General features: G+C 36.5%; 21 protein-coding genes. 1 reads left to right on the top strand and 20 read right to left on the bottom strand.

Features of this window, described 5'->3' with window-relative positions; genetic code table 11:
- Window position 1: 1 nt before the first annotated feature.
- From nuoK to P0Y62_16685, 13 genes are all read right to left on the bottom strand, one after another.
- Complete coding sequence (gene nuoK, locus P0Y62_16625; GenBank protein WEK69447.1) at window positions 2-331, bottom strand: NADH-quinone oxidoreductase subunit NuoK; 330 nt, start codon at window positions 329-331, stop codon at window positions 2-4.
- Between the two features lie 4 nt (window positions 332-335).
- On the bottom strand, window positions 336-833 hold the full coding sequence (locus tag P0Y62_16630; GenBank protein ID WEK69448.1) for an NADH-quinone oxidoreductase subunit J: 498 nt from the start codon (window positions 831-833) through the stop codon (window positions 336-338).
- Entirely contained in the window at window positions 833-1,390 is a 558-nt protein-coding gene (locus P0Y62_16635; protein ID WEK69449.1) for an NADH-quinone oxidoreductase subunit I, read from the bottom strand. Before P0Y62_16635 ends, P0Y62_16630 begins: the two co-directional genes overlap by 1 nt.
- Window positions 1,391-1,448: 58 nt before the next feature.
- On the bottom strand, window positions 1,449-2,513 hold the full coding sequence (gene nuoH, locus P0Y62_16640) for an NADH-quinone oxidoreductase subunit NuoH (GenBank protein ID WEK69450.1): 1,065 nt from the start codon (window positions 2,511-2,513) through the stop codon (window positions 1,449-1,451).
- Window positions 2,514-2,601: 88 nt separating this feature from the next.
- Window positions 2,602-3,600 carry a 2Fe-2S iron-sulfur cluster-binding protein gene (locus tag P0Y62_16645; protein WEK69451.1) on the bottom strand — a complete coding sequence of 333 codons (999 nt, stop codon included), beginning with the start codon at window positions 3,598-3,600 and terminating at the stop codon, window positions 2,602-2,604.
- Window positions 3,601-3,645: 45 nt separating this feature from the next.
- Window positions 3,646-4,527, bottom strand: coding sequence for a hypothetical protein (locus P0Y62_16650; protein ID WEK69452.1), 882 nt, complete (start codon window positions 4,525-4,527; stop codon window positions 3,646-3,648).
- A 1-nt stretch (window position 4,528) separates the two neighbouring features.
- Window positions 4,529-5,887, bottom strand: a complete 1,359-nt coding sequence (gene nuoF / locus P0Y62_16655) for an NADH-quinone oxidoreductase subunit NuoF (protein WEK69453.1) — start codon at window positions 5,885-5,887, stop codon at window positions 4,529-4,531.
- 89 nt (window positions 5,888-5,976) lie between these two features.
- A complete protein-coding gene (locus tag P0Y62_16660; GenBank protein WEK69454.1) occupies window positions 5,977-6,486 on the bottom strand; it encodes an NAD(P)H-dependent oxidoreductase subunit E in 510 nt (169 codons plus the stop codon).
- 84 nt (window positions 6,487-6,570) lie between these two features.
- Window positions 6,571-7,794 (bottom strand): NADH dehydrogenase (quinone) subunit D, encoded by a 1,224-nt coding sequence (nuoD, locus tag P0Y62_16665; protein ID WEK69455.1) that lies wholly within the window; start codon window positions 7,792-7,794, stop codon window positions 6,571-6,573.
- A gap of 46 nt (window positions 7,795-7,840) precedes the next feature.
- Entirely contained in the window at window positions 7,841-8,335 is a 495-nt protein-coding gene (locus P0Y62_16670; protein WEK69456.1) for an NADH-quinone oxidoreductase subunit C, read from the bottom strand.
- Between the two features lie 5 nt (window positions 8,336-8,340).
- Entirely contained in the window at window positions 8,341-8,901 is a 561-nt protein-coding gene (locus P0Y62_16675; protein WEK69457.1) for an NADH-quinone oxidoreductase subunit B, read from the bottom strand.
- A gap of 104 nt (window positions 8,902-9,005) precedes the next feature.
- Window positions 9,006-9,377: an NADH-quinone oxidoreductase subunit A gene (locus P0Y62_16680; GenBank protein ID WEK69458.1), complete on the bottom strand. Its 372-nt coding sequence runs from the start codon at window positions 9,375-9,377 to the stop codon at window positions 9,006-9,008.
- 336 nt (window positions 9,378-9,713) lie between these two features.
- Complete coding sequence (locus P0Y62_16685) at window positions 9,714-10,847, bottom strand: GNAT family N-acetyltransferase (protein ID WEK69459.1); 1,134 nt, start codon at window positions 10,845-10,847, stop codon at window positions 9,714-9,716.
- Window positions 10,848-10,953: 106 nt separating this feature from the next.
- Between P0Y62_16685 and P0Y62_16690 the strand changes: the two genes are divergently transcribed.
- Window positions 10,954-11,664 carry a zinc metallopeptidase gene (locus tag P0Y62_16690; protein ID WEK69460.1) on the top strand — a complete coding sequence of 237 codons (711 nt, stop codon included), beginning with the start codon at window positions 10,954-10,956 and terminating at the stop codon, window positions 11,662-11,664.
- Here P0Y62_16690 and P0Y62_16695 read toward each other — a convergent pair.
- From P0Y62_16695 to P0Y62_16725, 7 genes are all read right to left on the bottom strand, one after another.
- Window positions 11,661-12,263: a YigZ family protein gene (locus P0Y62_16695; protein ID WEK69461.1), complete on the bottom strand. Its 603-nt coding sequence runs from the start codon at window positions 12,261-12,263 to the stop codon at window positions 11,661-11,663. The two genes, P0Y62_16690 and P0Y62_16695, sit on opposite strands and share 4 nt — an antisense overlap.
- Before the next feature lie 124 nt (window positions 12,264-12,387).
- The gene (locus tag P0Y62_16700) at window positions 12,388-12,546 is read right to left on the bottom strand and encodes a bacteriocin (GenBank protein WEK69462.1); all 159 of its coding nucleotides are present in this window, start codon (window positions 12,544-12,546) and stop codon (window positions 12,388-12,390) included.
- 102 nt (window positions 12,547-12,648) lie between these two features.
- On the bottom strand, window positions 12,649-13,677 hold the full coding sequence (gene ribD / locus P0Y62_16705; protein WEK69463.1) for a bifunctional diaminohydroxyphosphoribosylaminopyrimidine deaminase/5-amino-6-(5-phosphoribosylamino)uracil reductase RibD: 1,029 nt from the start codon (window positions 13,675-13,677) through the stop codon (window positions 12,649-12,651).
- Between the two features lie 60 nt (window positions 13,678-13,737).
- Complete coding sequence (locus tag P0Y62_16710) at window positions 13,738-15,546, bottom strand: DUF349 domain-containing protein (GenBank protein WEK69464.1); 1,809 nt, start codon at window positions 15,544-15,546, stop codon at window positions 13,738-13,740.
- A 73-nt stretch (window positions 15,547-15,619) separates the two neighbouring features.
- Complete coding sequence (locus tag P0Y62_16715) at window positions 15,620-16,357, bottom strand: shikimate dehydrogenase (protein ID WEK69465.1); 738 nt, start codon at window positions 16,355-16,357, stop codon at window positions 15,620-15,622.
- 57 nt (window positions 16,358-16,414) lie between these two features.
- Window positions 16,415-18,193: an endonuclease gene (locus P0Y62_16720; GenBank protein WEK69466.1), complete on the bottom strand. Its 1,779-nt coding sequence runs from the start codon at window positions 18,191-18,193 to the stop codon at window positions 16,415-16,417.
- A gap of 48 nt (window positions 18,194-18,241) precedes the next feature.
- A complete protein-coding gene (locus tag P0Y62_16725) occupies window positions 18,242-19,447 on the bottom strand; it encodes an ABC transporter permease (protein WEK69467.1) in 1,206 nt (401 codons plus the stop codon).

Consider the following 19,447-nt stretch of genomic DNA (forward strand, 5'->3'; position numbering starts at 1 on the left):
CTTATCCTCTTAATTTATTAAATATACTTACATCAACAGAACGGGTATTTCTATATAGCATAGCAATAATTGCCAAACCTACCGCCACTTCCGCAGCAGCAACCACCATAATGAAGAAAACTAATAGTTGTCCGTCGCCGTTACCTTTGTATGCAGAAAACGCAGCCAATAAAAGGTTTACAGAATTCAGCATAAGCTCTACACAACCCAAAATAACAATTGCATTTTTTCTCAGCAATACTCCCAAAACTCCCAAACAGAATAAAACTGATGAAAGTATGATAAAGTAATTCAGAGGGATGCTTTGTATAAATGTATTTACTTCTCCCATAATTTTATAAATCTTTTTTACCGATTAATACCGCACCTACGATACCTGCCAAAATAAGAATGGATGCAAGCTCAAACGGTAAAACATATTCATTAAACAAAAGTCTACCCAGATTTTTCGTTAGACCAACTCCTCTGTCTACATTTTCAACTACAACATGGTTGTCCTGAACTCCTCTGAATACCCCTAAAACTCCAATTAATAAAAGACCTGCTGTAAAAACTCCAACAAATTTTAAAGTATTGTTCTTCTTACTTTCGTCTTGTTTATTAAGGTTAAGCATCATCAGGATATAAAGAAATAATACCATGATGGCTCCGGCGTAAACAATAATCTGGATAATCGCAAGGAATTGTGCATTCAGAAGGATGTACATACCCGCAATAGAAAACATTGTAACAATTAATGACAAAATAGCATATAAAGGATTTCTCGCAAATACGAAATACACCGCACTTGCCACTGCTAAAAACGCCACCAAGAAAAATAAAAACTGATCCATTATTTTACCGCATTTTTTTGTTTCTCGGATTGTCTTTCAGTGATATCAATCCTTTCATTTATTTTTTCAACCAATTTATCTTTTCCGTAAATGAAAGAACCTCTGTTGGTTTCCACATCTACCAATCTGTCTGTAAGATAGATGGCTGATTTCGGACAAGCTTCTTCACACATACCGCAGAAAATACATCTTAGCATATTAATTTCATATACTGATGCATATTTCTCTTCTCTGTAAAGGTGTTTTTCTTCTTTAGTTCTTTCAGCAGCAGTCATTGTAATTGCTTCTGCAGGACATGCCACCGCACAAAGTCCGCAAGCGGTACATCTTTCTCTGCCTTCCTCGTCTCTTTTCAGAACGTGCTGACCTCTCCAGATTTCTGCTCTCGGTTTCTGTACTTCCGGATACGAATATACTGCGGGAGCACCTTTCAATACGGTTCTTACAGCATGCTTAAATGTAATCCCCATTCCTGTAAAAATCGCAGGTAAGTAGATTTTTTCAGCAAGGGTCATTTCTTTATTAGAAACAACTTTTGATCTGTTCGTAAGTTTCATTTATTTTAATTTTTTAGGCTGAACTTCCATCCAGCATTTAAAAATATATTCTTATCTCTTAGTTTCCAAATGCTAAAATTACAGCTCCTGTAACCAGCAAGTTTACCAATGCCATTGGAATTAAAGTTTTCCAACCTAAATGCATTAATTGGTCATATCTAAATCTTGGAAGCGTCCATCTGATCCACATGAAGATCAAAATTCCGATTATTGTTTTCGTTAAGAATGCTACGATACTCAAGATACCTGCTGTGTTTTCACCCCAGTGCTGAGTTACCCATTCTATTCCAGGATAGTTGTACCCTCCGAAGAAAAGAACTACCATGAATGCATTGGAAATAAACATATTCACATATTCACCGAACATGTATAATCCTAACTTCATTGATGAGTATTCTGTAGAATATCCTGTTACCAATTCAGATTCACACTCAGGTAAATCGAAAGGGTGTCTGTTGGTTTCTGCTAAAGCGGCTACAATGAAAACAAGGAAAGCAATCGGCTGGTAAAAAATGTTCCAGTTCAGCCCTGAAACCCAAGGAATGAATCCCCAAAGTTTTCCATTGGTCTGGCTAGCTGTAATTTCTTTTAAATCCAAACTTCCTGTCATCATAATGATAGAAAGTAAAGCCAATCCCATTGCCAGTTCGTAAGAAATCATCTGAGAAGAAGCACGGATTGCTCCTAATAATGAATATTTGTTGTTCGAAGCCCAACCTCCGATCATGATTCCGTAAACACCAATTGAAGCCATTCCGATGATGAAAAGTACACCAACATCGATGTTAGCAACCTGAAGATCATAAGAAGTACCTGCAATATTTAAACTTTTACCCCAAGGAATAACCGCTCCCGTGATTAATGAAATAAACATTACCAAAGCCGGTCCCAATACGAAAAGGAATTTTTCTGCATTGGCAGGTGTAAAATCTTCTTTGAAGAAAAACTTTCCACCATCAGCAAGAGGTTGCAGCAATCCGAAAGGTCCAGCTCTGTTGGGACCAATTCTATCCTGCATGATAGAGGCAACTTTTCTTTCTGCCCAGGTAGAGTAGGCCGCAATCGTTAATGAAAGCAGGAAAAGCGCTAATACAAGTATAAGTTTAAATGTAAGTAAATCCATTTTTATTTTTATAGATGTTAGATATTAGAGGTTTGAAGATGGGAGCTAAGCTTTCATTTTCAAATTCACTCATTATCAAATTTTCAAATTATTTTTCGTCTTTTTCACTGATTTCTTTAGCCATCGGATTGTCTAAAACTCTTAGTTCATCTTTAGGCTTTTCATAGTGATTCAATGAAATAACGGAATGTCTGTCGATATGTCTAGGACCTTCAAGGTTCCAGTCGCTTAAGCTCTTTCTTTCGAAACGGCAAGTATCGCAGATGAATTCTTCCACTTCACCCCATTGGTCTTTTCTTGCTGTAACTCTTACGATCTCGTCACCCTTCATCCAAACCGTAGCTTTTCCTGAACATTTATCACATTTGCAAGAGGCGTTCATTGGTTTTGTAAACCAAACTCTGCTTGCAAAACGGGCTGTTCTGTCTGTTAAAGCTCCAACCGGGCAAACGTCGATTACGTTTCCGATGAAATCATTATCCAAAGCTTTATTTAAATAGGTTGAAATTTCAGCGTGATCTCCTCTGAAAAGAATTCCATGTTCTCTTTGACCTGTTAACTGGTTGGCAGCCAATACACATCTTGCACACAGAATACAACGGTTCATGTTCAATTTGATGTGAGGACCAAGATCATCTGCTTCGTAAGTATTTCTTTCGAACTCAGTTCTTGTATTTTCCACACCATGCTCATATCCTAAATCCTGAAGATGACATTCTCCGGCCTGGTCACAAATAGGGCAGTCTAACGGGTGGTTTACCAACAAAAACTCAGTTACAGCTTTTCTGCCTTCCTGAGCTTTTTCAGAAGTAAGATTTTTTACTTCCATACCATCCATTACGTTAGTTCTGCAGCTTGCAACCAATTTTGGCATAGGACGAGGATCCGCTTCAGATCCTTTAGAAACTTCTACAAGACAAGTCCTACATCTCCCTCCACTAGTTTCCAACTTGCTGTAGTAGCACATTGCAGGAGGTACAGATTTTCCACCGATTTGTCTTGCTGCTTCCAAAATAGAAGTACCAGGCAAAACTTCAGTAGTCTGTCCGTCTATAGTTATTTTGAATTTTTTAACCTCTTCGCTCATATTCTATGCTTTTCGCTTATGCTGTTAAAAGCTTTAAGCTCTATTTTAATTATACTTTTTTGTATTAAATGTATATCCGATCCCCGCAAGTACCTGTCCGAAAACAAAATCCTGACGAGCTTTGTCCGGTTTATTGTTTAATGTGGTTTTAATGTCCCACATATTAATGTATCCAGCTTTTGCTTCTGCTCTGATCATCCAGTTTTTCCAGAAAACCAAGTTTAAACTTGATCTTAAATCGGTTCCCATCCCTGCAACGTGAAAACGGTCGCTTCTCTCATTTCCAAAAAGTTTAATATTACTTTTCGGGAACATTACTCCGATTCCGGCTCCGTAAGACCATACTAAATCTATATTTTTCTTATGAATAAGATTTTTGTATTTCTCAATACCCAAATTTTCATAATTCAATCCGTCTGTATGCTCAAAAGTAAGAAACTGTTCATCAGCTAAATTTACCTGACCGTTCTGTACCATCCCTGCATATTTCGGATCTGAAATATATCCTGAAAAATCAACCGTCTGGTTTTGTTTCATTACATATTTCATATGGTCAATTCCAAGAACAAGAGCTAAATTATCTTTAATAAAATATCCTATTCTGAAATTATATTGCGTTACTGTAAACCAACTTGGATCAAAATAAACAATTCCAAATTTTGTAGGTTTATCTCTTGCAGATACATTACTCAACTGAAAATCATAACCATTTCCTGTAAAGTGAATATCAGAATTACTGAATGCTCCCCTGTTCCATCCAAAGAAAGCGAACACCTGACCTTTTTTGCTTAACGGTAAAGGTTTTTCTTTCTTTTCTGCTTTATAAGGAGCTACCTCTAATTTATATTCCTTTTCTAATGTATCTTTTTTGACTTGTCCAAAGGCAATCCCCGACATTAAAATACCGGCTACCAATAAATTTTTCATTCTAAGCATTGTTTTCAACAGCAGGAATTGGATCTGCATAATGTGCTAATCCGTAGTTTTGAGTCTGAGACAACTCAGGGTTTTTAATGTGCCATTCGAACTCATCTCTGAAGTGACGAATAGCCGCTGCAACAGGCCAAGCCGCTGCATCGCCCAAAGGACAAATCGTATTTCCTTCGATTTTTCTCTGGATATCCCAAAGTAGATCGATGTCTTCCATTTTTCCTTCTCCTTTCTCGATTTTCTTTAAAATCTTATACATCCATCCCGTTCCTTCACGGCAAGGAGTACATTGTCCGCAACTTTCGTGATTATAGAATCTCGCTAAAGTCATAGTATGTTCTACGATACACTGGTCTTCATCCAACACGATGAAACCTCCTGAACCCATCATTGTTCCGGTAGCGAAACCACCATCGGCTAATGATTCATAGTTCATATATCTTGGTTCTCCGTTTACGGTTCTTAATAATAAATTGGCAGGAACAATCGGAACTGAGCTTCCTCCAGGGATACAAGCCTTTAATCTTTTTCCGTCTTTAATACCGCCGCAATATTCATCAGAGTAAATGAATTCTTCAACCGTGATGGTCATGTCGATTTCATAAACTCCTGGCTTATTGATGTTTCCACAAGCAGAAATTAATTTCGTACCTGTAGATCTTCCAACCCCGATTTTAGCGTATTCAGCTCCTGTAATATCAATGATTGGAACGATTGCCGCAATAGATTCAACGTTATTAACTACTGTTGGTCTTTCCCAAAGTCCTTTTACAGCTGGGAATGGCGGTTTAAGTCTTGGATTTCCTCTTTTACCTTCAAGAGATTCCAGCAATGCAGTTTCTTCACCACAGATATAGGCTCCACCACCTCTTTGAACGTAAATTTCGCAATCGAAACCAGTTCCTAAAATATTTTTACCTAAAAATCCTGCCGCTTTAGCTTCTTCAATTGCTTCTTCCAAAATATCCGGTATCCAAGAATATTCTCCACGGATGTAGATATAGGAAACATTTGAACCTAAACAGTAAGATGATATCAACATTCCTTCAATCAATAAATGAGGAAGAAACTCCATCAGATACCTGTCTTTGAAAGTTCCCGGTTCAGATTCATCGGCGTTGACTACCAAGTGTCTTGGAACACCTTCTGGTTTTGCCAAAAAGCTCCATTTCATCCCAGTTGGGAATCCGGCTCCACCACGTCCACGAAGACCAGAAGCTTTTACTTCTTCAAGAATTTCGTCAGGTGTCATTTTCAAGGCTTTCTCTGCTGCGGTATAACCTCCCTGTTTACGGTAGGTTTCAAAATAGCGGATACCTTCTATATGTGCGTCTTTAAGTAAAAGTTTTTTACTCATTGTAATATGCTTTTGGCGAATAGCTTCTACACTTCGACAGGCTTAGTGTGACAGCTTTTGCGCCTTTTTTAATTAGTTTAAAATTTATTTTAGTCTAAAGCGATTTGTCCTTCTCTGCAAAGATCAAGGATTTCGTCTACTTTTTCTATTGTTAAATTTTCATGAAAGAATTTTCCTAACTGCATCATTGGAGCATATCCACAAGCACCCAAACATTCAGCAGGTTTCAATGTGAACATTCCGTCTTCTGTAGTTTGTCCGTCTTTAATGTTCAGCTTGGTTCTGATATGGTCAAGAATCTTTTCGCTTCCGCAAACCATGCAAGGTCCCGTTCTGCAAACTTCCAAAACATATTTACCAACCGGCTTCATGTTGAACATCGTATAAAAAGTTGCTACTTCATATACTTCAATTGGCTTAATACTTAATAATTCAGCAACATAATCCATCACAGGAACGTCTAACCATCCTCCGAATTCCTTCTGTGCCAAGTGAAGTACAGGAAGAAGGGCAGACTTCTGTCTTCCTTCAGGATATCTTGCGATAATTTTGTGTACCTGTGCTAAACTTTCCGGTTTAAAAGCTATTGTTTCGCTCATTTTTGAAATTTTAGATTTTAGATTTTAAATGAATAACGGCCTAAAATCAATTTATAATTTATAATTCAAAATTTATAATTCCAGTTATGCGTCTAATTCTCCCGCAATAATATTCATACTACACATCGTTACGATCGCATCAGAAATTACAGAACCTGTAATCATTTCAGGATACGCCTGGTAGTAGATAAAACATGGTCTTCTGAAGTGCAGTCTGTAAGGACTTCTTCCACCATCACTCACCAAATAGAATCCTAATTCTCCGTTTCCACCTTCTACAGCGTGGTAAACTTCACCTTTAGGCACTTCTGTTTCTCCCATTACAATTTTGAAATGGTAGATCAAAGCTTCCATTTTTTGATATACATCTGCCTTTTCAGGAAGATAGAAATCTGGAACATCCGCGTGGAATGGTCCTTCCGGAAGATTTTCGTAAGCTTGTTTGATGATTTTAATTGATTCCCAAATCTCTTGTTGACGAACCATGAAACGGTCGTAGGTATCTCCTGATGTTCCCACAGGAATAATAAAGTCGAAATCCTGGTATGAAGAATAAGGCTGTGCAACTCTTACGTCATAATCTACTCCTGCTGCACGTAAGTTCGGACCAGTAAAACCATAGCTTAACGCTCTTTCTGCAGAAATTGCTCCTGCTCCGATGGTTCTGTCCATGAATATTCTGTTTCTTTCCAACAAAGTACAGAATTCTTTGAATCTTGGAGGGAAAGTTTTAAGGAAATCCTTAATCAACTCATGGAATTTCGGTGTGAAATCTCTTTCAAAACCTCCGATTCTTCCCATATTCGTCGTCATTCTCGCTCCACAGATCTGCTCATACATATCGTAAATACGCTCTCTTTCGATGAACATATAAGTAAGACCAGTAATTGCTCCGGAGTCCATTCCCGTTACCCCGTTACAGATAAGGTGGTCACCGATTCTTGCTAATTCCATCAAAATGACACGCATATAATCTACACGCTTTGGAACTTCAACGCCAATTAGCTTCTCTACTGTCATGTGCCAACCTAAATTGTTGATAGGGGCAGAGCAGTAATTCATACGGTCGGTAAGGGTAGTGATCTGAGAGTAGTTTCTTCTTTCTGAAATTTTTTCAAATGCTCTGTGGATGTATCCCACGGTTTGCTCAGCGTGAAGGATTCTTTCTCCGTCCATCGTTAAGATATTCTGGAAAATCCCGTGCGTTGCAGGGTGGGTTGGTCCCAAATTGAGGGTGTATAATTGACCATCAATCTGCTCCTTACTGTCGTACTGGTTTAGTATATTAGATAATGAGTTATCTTTCATAATGTTTGCTTTTAGCTATTTGCTTTTGGCTAATTGCCTTCCGCTATTATCTTCCGAACATGCTATCGTTCTTATCGGTTCTTGTGCCGTCTTCCAAACGATATTCCTTCAACATTGGATGATATCCAAGATCTTCCATATTTAAAATAGGTCTAAGATCGGGATGTCCTTTAAATTTAATTCCGAAGAAATCATAAGTTTCTCTTTCCATCCAGTTAGCTCCAGCATATAATTCCACTAAAGAATCAACCTCTATATTTTCTCTGGACATGAAGATTTTCAGACGCAATCTGAAGTTGGTCATCATATTGTGTAAATGATAAACCACTCCGATTTCTTTTTCAGGATATTCCGGATAATGGATTCCACAAATGTCGGTAAGGAAATTAATTTCCAAAGATGAATCTTTAAGATAATGAATGATCTTTTTGATGTCTTCTTTTTTTACCTCGATTGTCAGCATTCCATAAGGCTCAGAACTCGCGATTACAGACTCCGGAAATTCTCTTGTGATTGCTTCTAATACAAATTCGTTTGTCATTTCCGTTAGTTGCTTATGTTGTAAGAATCTAATAATTTCTGATATTCAGGCATATCTCTTCTTCTGATGCTTTCGCTTTCTGCCAAAGCCTGAATCTGCATTACCCCTTCAATAATCTGCTCCGGTCTTGGAGGACATCCAGGAACATAAACATCTACAGGGATAATTTTATCGATACCCTGTAATACAGAATACGTATCAAAAATACCACCGCTGGAAGCACAAGCTCCAACTGCTACCACCCATTTCGGCTCTGCCATCTGAGTGTAAACTTCTTTTAGGACAGGTCCTAATTTCTTAGATATAGTTCCGCAAACCATCAGCATATCTGCCTGTCTTGGTGAGAAAGAGTTTCTTTCCATACCAAATCTTGAAGCATCATACGTCGGGTTCAGGGTAGCCATAAACTCGATACCACAACAAGAGGTTGCAAAAGGTAACGGCCAAAGTGAAAACTTTCTAGCCATCCCGATTACACTGCTCAGTTTCGTTGCGAAAAACCCTTCTCCTTCAAATCCTTCCGGAGCAGGTGCATCTGTTCTTATTACTGGTTTGTTATCTGACATTTTAGTAGATTTTAGATTTTAAATTTTAGATTCTAAATTATTGTTAATGTTAACCTTAATCGAAAATCACCATCTAAAATTTGTAATTTAAAATTTATAATTTCTTATTTATCCCAATCTAATGCGCCACGTTTCCAGACATAAAAAAATGCCATGAAGAAAATCGCCACGAATGTAAGTACTGCTAAGAATCCTTCCATTCCGAATTCTCTGAAGTTAACTGCATATGGATAAAAAAATACGATTTCAATATCGAATAATACGAATAATACCGCTGTCAAAAAGTATTTGATGGAAAACGGCGTTCTTGCATTTCCTTCTACCGGGACACCACATTCCCAGCTTTGGTTTTTCACAGAATTTCCTTTTTTCTGTTTGGGTCCTAAAAAATGCGCTCCAAGCAAAGAAATGGCTACGAAACCTATCGCAACACCTGCTTGTAAAAGGATTGGAATATAACTTTCAGGTAAATTCATTTTTGCATTATTATCTCAATTTGCAAATTTAGCGAATAAACAAGAAAGCATGAAATTTATCAGCTTTAAAATAGGATGAAAATAGGAAAAACTGATAATTTAGAATCAATAAAAATAGCGGTTATTTTTTCATTTTTTTAAGCAGAGCAAAGGCCATAAATGCTATATAGCCAAATAAGACGCTTGCATACATTATGTTAACTACAGTATTCATTCTGTCATCTTCTATTCTGAAAAAGAAATTGTAAACAATAAATCCTGCGATTAAAATGGCGAAAACAATAAGATGTGGTTTCATTAAAAAATATTAAAATGTTAAGGCGAAGCAATTGCCTTTTATTTGTTACCAATATTGAGTGAATAAGTTCTTCTCCTTTTGTGATTTACAGGATTATAGTCCTGCCACAGCAGCTGTACGCTTTTGTTTTCTTCCAGTTCAGGATTGGTTTCCAGATATTTTACTCCTTTTTGTCTGAATAATTTCCAGATTTCTTTGAAAATAATAGAAGTTACGCCTCTTCTTTGGTAATCCGGATGAATGCCGATTAAATAAAAATTAGCTCTGTCATTTTTCTTGCCTGCTTGTAAAAAATGCCACCATCCGAATGGTAAAAGTTTTCCTTTAGATTTTTGTAAGGCTTTCGAATAGGAAGGCATTGTGATCGCAAAGGCAACCAGTTGATTAGATGCATCGGCAACACATACGATATAATCTTTGTTGATCAGCTTAAAATATTTTTCTTTATATGTTTTGCGCTGTTCATCGGAAATAGGAGTGTAGGTTGAAAGATGCTTGTAGGTCTCGTCCAAAAGGTCAAACATGGGATCAACGTATTCAATAATCTCTTCTTTAGTTTTAAATTCTAAAACTTTAAGATGATATTTTTGAGAAATCAATTCGTTGAACTTGTGTATTTTATCAGGTAGTGTTTCCGGAAACTGTAGTTCAAATTCCACCCATTCCTTTTCTTTTACCAAGCCGAGTTTTTCAAGATGTTTCGGATAGTACTCATGATTGTAAATTCCGATCATCGTTGCCAATTTGTCAAAACCTAATGTCAGCATTCCTGCTTTGTCCAGATTGGTGAAGCCCATTGGTCCTTCAATAGTGTCAATATTTTTCTCCTTAGCAAAATCTATGGCGGTCTGAATTAACGACTGAGAAACTTCTTCGTCATCAATAAAATCGATCCATCCGAAACGGACTTTTCTGATTCCCAGTTCCTTTTCTTCCTTGTGGTTGATGATTACGGCAATTCTGCCAACGATATTGTTGTTTTTATATGCTAAAAACTGTTTGGCTTCAGAATATTGAAGGGCAGGATTTTGCTTAGGATTCCAGATGTTCATTTCATCATTGATGAATGCCGGAACATAGTTGGGATTGTTTTTATATAAATCCATCGGAAATCGGACAAATTTCTTGGCCTGATCCGGTGTTTTTACTTCAATAATGGAGATTTTCGACATAATGTAGGACGCTAATTAGACAGACAAATATAATTAATTAAATACAATACTTTGGCACAGTTTTTACATCAAAATAGTAAAAAAAACACATTTAAAATCTAATAAAATGATAGGTTATTATATAATTATCGGTATTTCGATGCTGGTAAGCTGGTGGGTTTCATCGAAATTAAAATCAAAATTTGCATATTATTCCAATGTATATCTTCACAACGGGCTTTCAGGGAAGGAGGTTGCAGAGAAGATGTTAAGAGATAACGGGATCACAGATGTTCAGGTAATTTCGGTTCCGGGACAATTAACGGATCATTACAACCCTGAAAATAAAACAGTAAATCTTTCCGAAGGTGTTTATATGCAGAGAAATGCTGCCGCTGCCGCAGTTGCTGCCCATGAATGTGGACACGCCGTTCAACATGCTAAAGGATATTCCATGCTCCAGCTACGTTCTAAGCTTGTTCCTGTAGTAAGTATAAGTTCTAATTTAATGCAGTTCGTTCTGATTGCGGGGATTATGATTATGGCTGCAACCCGTACAATTGATAATCCTACGGGAAATAGACTGGTATTGGGAATAGGGGTTCTGATGTTTGCATTTACGACTTTGTTTGCTTTTGTGACACTTCCTGTGGAGTATGATGCGAGTAACAGAGCGATGAAATGGCTGAAAGACACAGGAACTGTAACTTCTGAAGAATATGTCGGAGTACAGGATAGTTTAAAATGGGCGGCAAGAACTTATGTTGTGGCTGCTATCGGTTCACTCGCGCAACTTCTCTACTGGCTCTCTTTATTTATGGGCGGAAGAAGAGATTAATCTTTAAATTTAAATGAAACATACTGCATCTCGGACAATTTGTCCGAGATGTTTTCTTTTTGCGCAATTTTTAGTGAAGCTGTAAGAATACAATTTTCTTGAGTGTCAAAACTCAACACTTTAGCATCAAATTTTGAAAGAAGGGTAAAGATGGTATTTTGCTGATTAAACTGAAACTGAATCTCGATTTCTGTTTCTAATTCTTTGGTAATGATATTGGCTTCTTCTAATGTAATTTTCGCCGATTCTTTATAGGCTTTTACCAATCCTGAAACACCCAGTTTTGTGCCTCCATAATAACGAACGGATATCACTAAAACATTGGTAATTTCATTAGCTAATAATTGATTGTAAATTGGTAAACCAGCACTTCCGGAAGGTTCTCCATCGTCATTGGCTCGATAATTTTCGCCATTCAAGCCTATTCGGAATGCATAACAATGATGCGTTGCTTTGGGGTGTTCTGTTCTTACTTTTTCTAAAGCGTCTTTTAGTTCATTCTCATTATTAACAGGATAGGCAAACCCAATGAATTTACTTCCCTTTTCTTTTAATAGGGTGTTTTCTACTGCAGATTCTATCGTCTTAAAACTGAACATATTTTATAAAGAAAGCTGATGGCGCCTTGAATTTAGAATTAATTTTCAAATTTAAAGTTTTTTAAATACCGTACAAAAAAAGAGAACTGTTAAGTTCCCCTATGTTTTAATTGTTTTAAGAAATTTAGCAGAATGTATTTGTAGGCCTGCAACCATCTGGGCACCATTTTTCTCCTGCAGGACATGGGCAAACTTTGGTTCCGTTAGCTAAGTAATAGCAAGTTTGAGCTCCTCCGTTTACGGACTTTAATTCTTTTTTTGATAATTTTCTTAGATTTTTCATGATAATAATTTTTAGTTTCATCATGAAATTACATAATTCATTTCAAAGTATGGTGAAAAAATATTAAATATTTATTATGTTAAATTATTGATAATTAGTTGGTTAATTCTTGAGTTGATAGGATTCAATAGTGTTATTTCTGATTGTTTCGGATTTATAAGGCTTCATTTTGTTTAGAATAGGAGCATTTGTTCCATTTTCAAGCTTCAGGTCTTCATTTTTAATAATAATTGCCTCATCCCAAAGATTTTCATCAATAAATTGCTGTAAAGTAAATCTTCCTCCTTCAATAATAACGGACTGGATCTGTTCTTTATATAAAGCATTCATTAGATCATTCAGGAAGTTTTCTTTATTAATTTTAATAAAATGAATGTTATTTTGAATTTCCTGTTTTACAGTATTGATAACAATCGTTTTTGCTTCTTTATTATATATGCTGAAATCCTGAGGAACTTTCAGATCAAAATCAATTAAGATCCTTACAGGATTAATACCCTTTACATTTCTTACTGTTAAACTTGGATTGTCATTCAGTGCGGTTTGCGTTCCGACTAAAATCGCATGTTCATCGGCTCTTAACTGATGAACGAATTGATTGACTAAAGCATTGGAAATAGAAGTGGGCTTAAAATCTTTATCCAAAAATCCATCCCCGGACTCTGCCCATTTCAAAATGATATAAGGTCTTTTCTTTTCGTGATAGGTGAAAAAACGTTTGTTGAGTTCAGTACATTCTTTTTCTAGAATTCCAGAAACCACTTCAATACCTGCATCCTGAATGATTTTTTTACCTTTTCCATTTACTTTGTCATGAGAATCCATAGCTCCGATTACTACTTTTTTAAACCCTAATTCTTTAATTTTTAAAGCACATGGCGGTGTTTTTCCGTAATGTGCACAGGGTTCCAGCGAAACATAGATTGTAGATTCCGGGATTAAACTTTTATCTTTAACGGAATTGATCGCATTGATTTCCGCATGAGGTTCTCCTGCTTTATGATGATAGCCTTCACCAATTATTTTTCCGTTATGAACAATTACACTTCCTACCAAAGGATTGGGATAGGTATTGCCGATGGCTTTTTGAGCCAGCTCAATACATCTTCTGATATAAAATTCGTCTTGCATATTGAATGAAAAAAGCGAAGTCAAATTGCTTTGCTCCGCCTTTTTAGATTTTTTATAAGTTTATTCTCCTGCGATAATGCTGTGAAGATTTTGTCTTAAGGTTTCTAAATGAGCTTTTTTCTCGTCAATTGTATTGAAAGTATCTTTCAATAGAGGGTTTTCTCTCGATGGTTTGTTGAAGAAAGCTAAATTGTTTTCCAGCTTTACGATTTCAGCTTCAAGATCCGAGATCTGGCTCTTGATTTTTCTGGCTTTGTCAGTAAGCTGGTTTTCGGATAATCCTTCTTCTTTAAGTTCCAGCTCGTTGATTTTATTTAATTTTAATTTTTCTCTCAACGCTTTATTAAACTCAGAATTGATGGAGATTTTTTCTCTAGGAACTTTTCCAATATTATTCCATGCTGTTTTAATCGCTTCAATCTTTTCGATGCTGCCGTCTTCATTAGTAACGGTTTTCAGCTCTTCGAGAAGTTCTTTTTTATGTTTGTAATTCTCCTTCCAGTTATCGGTAGAAGTATTACTTTTTTCTCTGTAATTATTGAAAAATGTATTACAAGCATCACGGAATTCATCCCATATCTTATTCGTCATGCTTTTAGGGACGTGACCAATTTTTTTCCAGTCTTCCTGAAGTTTTTTGAAGAGAGGCACAGCGATGTCCCATTCTTCACTATTCATATTGTCTTTAGCGGTCTGGATAAGTTTTAGCTTTTCTTCCAGATGACTTTGCTGAGAACCTTTTAATGACTTGTAATAATTGTTTTTCGTTGTGTTGAAGTTTCTTAATGTCGTTTTGAAATCAGTCCAGTTCTGATTGGAAAGCTTTCTTGGAACGCTTCCGGTTTTCAAAAATTCTGAACGAAGATCCTCGACTCTTCGGATGGCATTTTGCCAATAATTATGATTAGGAGTTTCTGCAGGTTCCGAAAGTTTCTTGATTTCAGCAATGATCTGGTTCTTTTTCTCCAGATTAACGCTTTGCTCAGATTCTATCGCAGCAGAAAGTTCAGATTTTCTCTCGTGTATTTTGTTGGAAATTTCTTTAAATTCTTCCCAGGTTTTTTCACGGAATTCTTCAGCAACCGGTTCAGCTTCTTCTTTCCAAAGTTTGTGAAGATACTGAAGTTCATTAAGTGCTTTCTGAATTACAGGTTCATTCTCAAGTTCTTTTGCACGTTCTATGATATGCTGTCTTTTCTCAAGATTGTGGCTGTATTCCTGCTCAAGAAACTCTTTATTTAAATCCAGCATCTGATAAAACTGATTCAGATGGTGGAAGTAATTGTTGTTAAGAATTTTAAATTCAGATTTGGCAACCTGTCCGGCTTTTGACCATTCTTCTTTTATTTCACGGATTGATTTAAAAAGGTTGGTTCCTGGTTCTGAATTCGTATATAGGTTTTTAAGTCTTTCGATAATATTTTGACGGTGTTCAAGGCTTTTCTTTTGCTCTTCTTCCTGTCCTTTCTGATAAGAATCGTGCTTTTCTCTGAAGATATTGATTAAAGCAGAAAGTTTAGCCTGTGAAGGATGCTCATAACTGAAATTTTCAGGAGCGTTTCCTCCTTCCACATATTCATGTTTTTTATCTTCTGTTTCATCATGAATATAGTGACTTGCTTTTTCTTTTAAAAGGTTGAATTTTTTGAAATTTTCACCAGCATTAGGTAAGTTGATGATTTTTTCCATTTCTTTTAAAGCATCCGCTAAAGAAATTTCAACTTCTTCTTCCTGATCTTCTACAGAATCTGCATCTTCATCATGAGGAGGCTCATGAGAAGGAACGGCTTCTTCTGATGGATTCTGTTGAGATACTTCTTGAACATTTTTCTTTTCTTCGTTTTCAGAAAGATTGTTTTCTGTAGTCATAGCAAGTCTTTTATGTGAGTGGCATTAATATCTTTTAAATATAGCAAAAAGCCAATTAAAACACTAATTTATGTTATTTTTTTTGAAAATTCCAAATTTCCCAGGCTTTTTCTGCCTGCTGTTCCAGCATATAGTATCCATTCACGGTTTTTGCTCCTTTTTCAGAGGCATTGATGATGAATTGGGTGTAATTGGGATTGTAAATTAAGTCAATAACCAGGTGGTTTTTAGAGAGTCCTTCAAAAGGAAATTTCAGGCAGTCTTCTACATTCGGAAAAGTTCCTACGGGGGTACATTGAATAATAATAGGATGGTTTTCCACCGTTGCCTGATCTAAATTGTCAAAGTTGATTTCCGTAGTTCTGGAAACTGTAATAGAGCTGATTCCGTGCTTGTTCAAAACATACTGTACGGCTTTTGCAGCTCCGCCGTTACCTAGAATAAGAGCCGTGTTTTGATGGGGTTTTTTATGAAGAAGCAGTGTTTTTTCAAACCCGAAAGCATCCGTATTATATCCTGTTTTCTTTCCGTCCTGAATTAGAACACAATTAACAGCACCTATTTTCTGAGCTTCATCGCTCAGTTCATCAAGATAATCAATTATTTTTTCTTTGTACGGAATTGTTACATTAAATCCCAAAAGGCCTGAGGTGGAAAATAACTGCTCAACCTCATGTATTTCATTCAAGTCAAAAATACTATAAGAAAAATCTTTCAGCATGAGTTTCTGAAATTTATCTTCAAAGAACTTTTTTGAAAAAGAATACGAGATGTTACGTCCTATTAAGCCTAATTTTGTATTGGAAATCATACTTCAAAAATAAAAAAAAGACCGAGAATTTCGGTCTTTTATAAATTAATTTTGTATTTATTGTACAATGAATTTTGTTGTGTTTATATCTGTTTTCAGAATATAGACTCCTTTCGATAAGTTTTTAAGATCTATCTTATTAGAATTTTTAAACGGATGATGAATCACCTGAATAAGCTTTCCTGAAAGGTCAATAATTTCTGCTTTTGTGATTTTACTGATATTTTCACCCTTCACAAACAGTTCATTATTCTTAACAGGGTTAGGATAGATGCAGAATGTGTTATCTTTTGAAGTTTCTGAAGTCGACAAACTGGTGTAGCAAGTCCAGCTTAGGTCATCAATAGCCACTCTGTTTGCTGAAACCGGATTAACTAGTTTAATGGTAACATTACCACTTACATTGATGTTGTTGATTGTATATGTTCCTGCTGTTGCACTGTAGGGAATGGTTCCAACCTGAACACCATTTACTAACAGATTTAAAGCACTGTCAGAACCGTTGAATTTCAACTGAGTTTTTACAGTTAAGCTTTGGATTCCTCCGGAAAGGGTAGAGCTTAATAAATAACCGTCTCTTATCGTGATTGCTTTTCCAGTAATCGTTTGGTCTGTTCTTGCATCTGTTGCATTCCATGTGATTCCGTTGTTAGTCCACGTTTGGGTCGCATAGCTTGAAGAGGCTGCCGGAATATTGCTGAAGTCTTCAGTACCACAACTTCCTCCGCCCGGCTGTCCTGCAAGAGTCGTTTCTGTTGCAGTGTTACTCTGTGGCGATGAGTTCCCAGCGGCATCTCTGGCAATAACATAGAATGTATAGGTAGTAGAAGGGGTTAATCCCTGAACTGTTGCGGTAGTTCCTGTAACGGTAGCATAGAAAGTTCCGTTTGAAAAATAAATATCATAACCTGTCACTCCAATATTGTCAGTAGCTGCAGTCCAGCTCAAAGAAATTGAATTGCTTGTAGGGTTATTCGCAATTAAATTAGTTGGTGCTGTAGGAGCTTGAGTATCAACAACTGGTGTTCCCCAAATCTGATCAACGTATTCAGGATGGTCAATATAAGGATTTCTGTTTCCCTGATATACATAAGAAGCATTATTTCTTCCGATTTCTGCAGGAGAAACAGGGTCTAATGCATTCCAAGCCAACAGCTGATTAAGTTCCCAAGTCTGAAGACCAGGAAAAGCTGAGCTTCCCAACATATTTCCAGAGCTGAATCCAGAAAGCTGTGTTTCATATCTTGTTACAAAATAAAGGATCATTCTTGCCACATCTCCTTTAAAGGCATCAACAGGTTCAAAAACAGTTCCTGAATATCCCGGAGACACAGAAGTTCCAAGTTTAGATCCGTTTAAGGAAGTAAAAGATGCTGTACCTACTTTTCCATAAGGATAGTTAGACCTCATTCCGTTTACCTTTCCGTCAGTAGCTCTAATGAAGTGAATATCTGCAACCATAGGAGAGCCACTGTTGAATAAACTCTGTGGTACTACGTGTTCTCTATTGTAGCAGTTTCCTTCTGTAGTGTAAGAGCCGCACTGGTTGGTTCCATAATTGAATGTGTAAGGATCGGGACCATTGGCGTTTTCGGAATAAATATCTAAAATTGTTCCGTCGTTTTCATAATAATAATCACGGTCTGTAGTTTGATAGCCACTCCAAAGCCCGTTATAGCCGTGATCAATATGACCACTGGTGATAATCTGATTCAGCTTACTTTTTAAAGCAGCGCCAGTAAGTCCTGTTGTTCCGTTATAGTATCCTGCCGGAATTTGTGCAAACGCATTGATGAATACAAATGCAAACAACAAAGAAAATAATATTCGTTTCATTTTTTAAAATTGGGGGCGTAAAGATACAAAAAAATGAAATGTTATGTATTAACTTTTAGTAATATAGTCTTTGCTTATTTTTGAAAAGAACCATGAAATAAGTATCCCGAATACGGCTGCTGTAAGAGCTACGATGATGTAATTATTGCCTACGATTTTAATAGGGAAGGGTAGTGTTCCTATGGCTTTGAAAAATTCAGTATACTGCTGGAAGTAGCATAAGAGCGTACCTAGAATCAGTCCGGAAATAATTCCTAAGACTACAATAAGAACTCCCGTATAGAAGTATGTTTTTCTTAAATGCGCTAAAGGAAATCCAAGAGAAATCAATGAACGGGCCTGTTCTTTTTTATCAAGCTGGAGAATAATGATTGCGCCTGCAAGATTAAAAGTAGTAATGAAAATAACTAAAGCAAAAATAAGGTATATAAATAGCTTTTCGGTATTAATCATTTTCCAGAAAGCAGCATTTTCCTCTTCTTTAGTTTTGACTTCAATACTTTTACCAAGTTGCGAAACTAAATTTTGTTTTACAAGGTCTGCGTTTTCAGGATTTTTGAGTTTAATCACAATTTGATAGGCAGATTGCTTGGGAAGATCCAGCAGTTCCTCGGTAAGCTCAATCGGAGCTATTATATAGTTGTTAAGCTGATCATTCCCCGGAAAAACTCCCGTTACAAAAATATTTTTCTTGTTATAAATATCCTCTTCTTTATTGATGATTCCTGTACCGGGTTTAGGCATGAAAACTGTAGCAAAATCAGAAGTGGAATCTATAGGAATAGAAAGTCTATTTTTAAGGGAATGCTCCATAAGAACTTCATTGGAATACTTGAAGCTTGGATAGGTTCCGTAGAATATACTTTTATCGATAGGATTTACTTTAGTATAAGAAGAATCTACCCCTCGTAAATAAGCAATATCCCCTTTGCCATTGTAGTTGATATAAACTTTTTCTTCAATCACTTTAGAAAAGCTTACAATTTCTTTGTTCTTTTTTAAAGCGGTTTCGGTCTGTTGTATATTTTTAATGGTTTTTCCTGAGCTGCTTTTTAAGGTAAGATCGGCATGCAGATTGGCAATAAGATCTTTATTAAAATCTTCCAGTCCGGAGAAAACAGAAATAATAACGAACATTGCTGTCACGGCTACAGTCATCGCTCCCACAGCAAGCCACGTAATAAACGTAACGGCAGTACTCCCTTTTTTTGACAAAAGGTAGCGGGATGCGATATAAAATGCAATGTTCTTCAA

The organism is Candidatus Chryseobacterium colombiense (genome assembly GCA_029203185.1).
Taxonomy (GTDB): domain Bacteria; phylum Bacteroidota; class Bacteroidia; order Flavobacteriales; family Weeksellaceae; genus Chryseobacterium; species Chryseobacterium colombiense.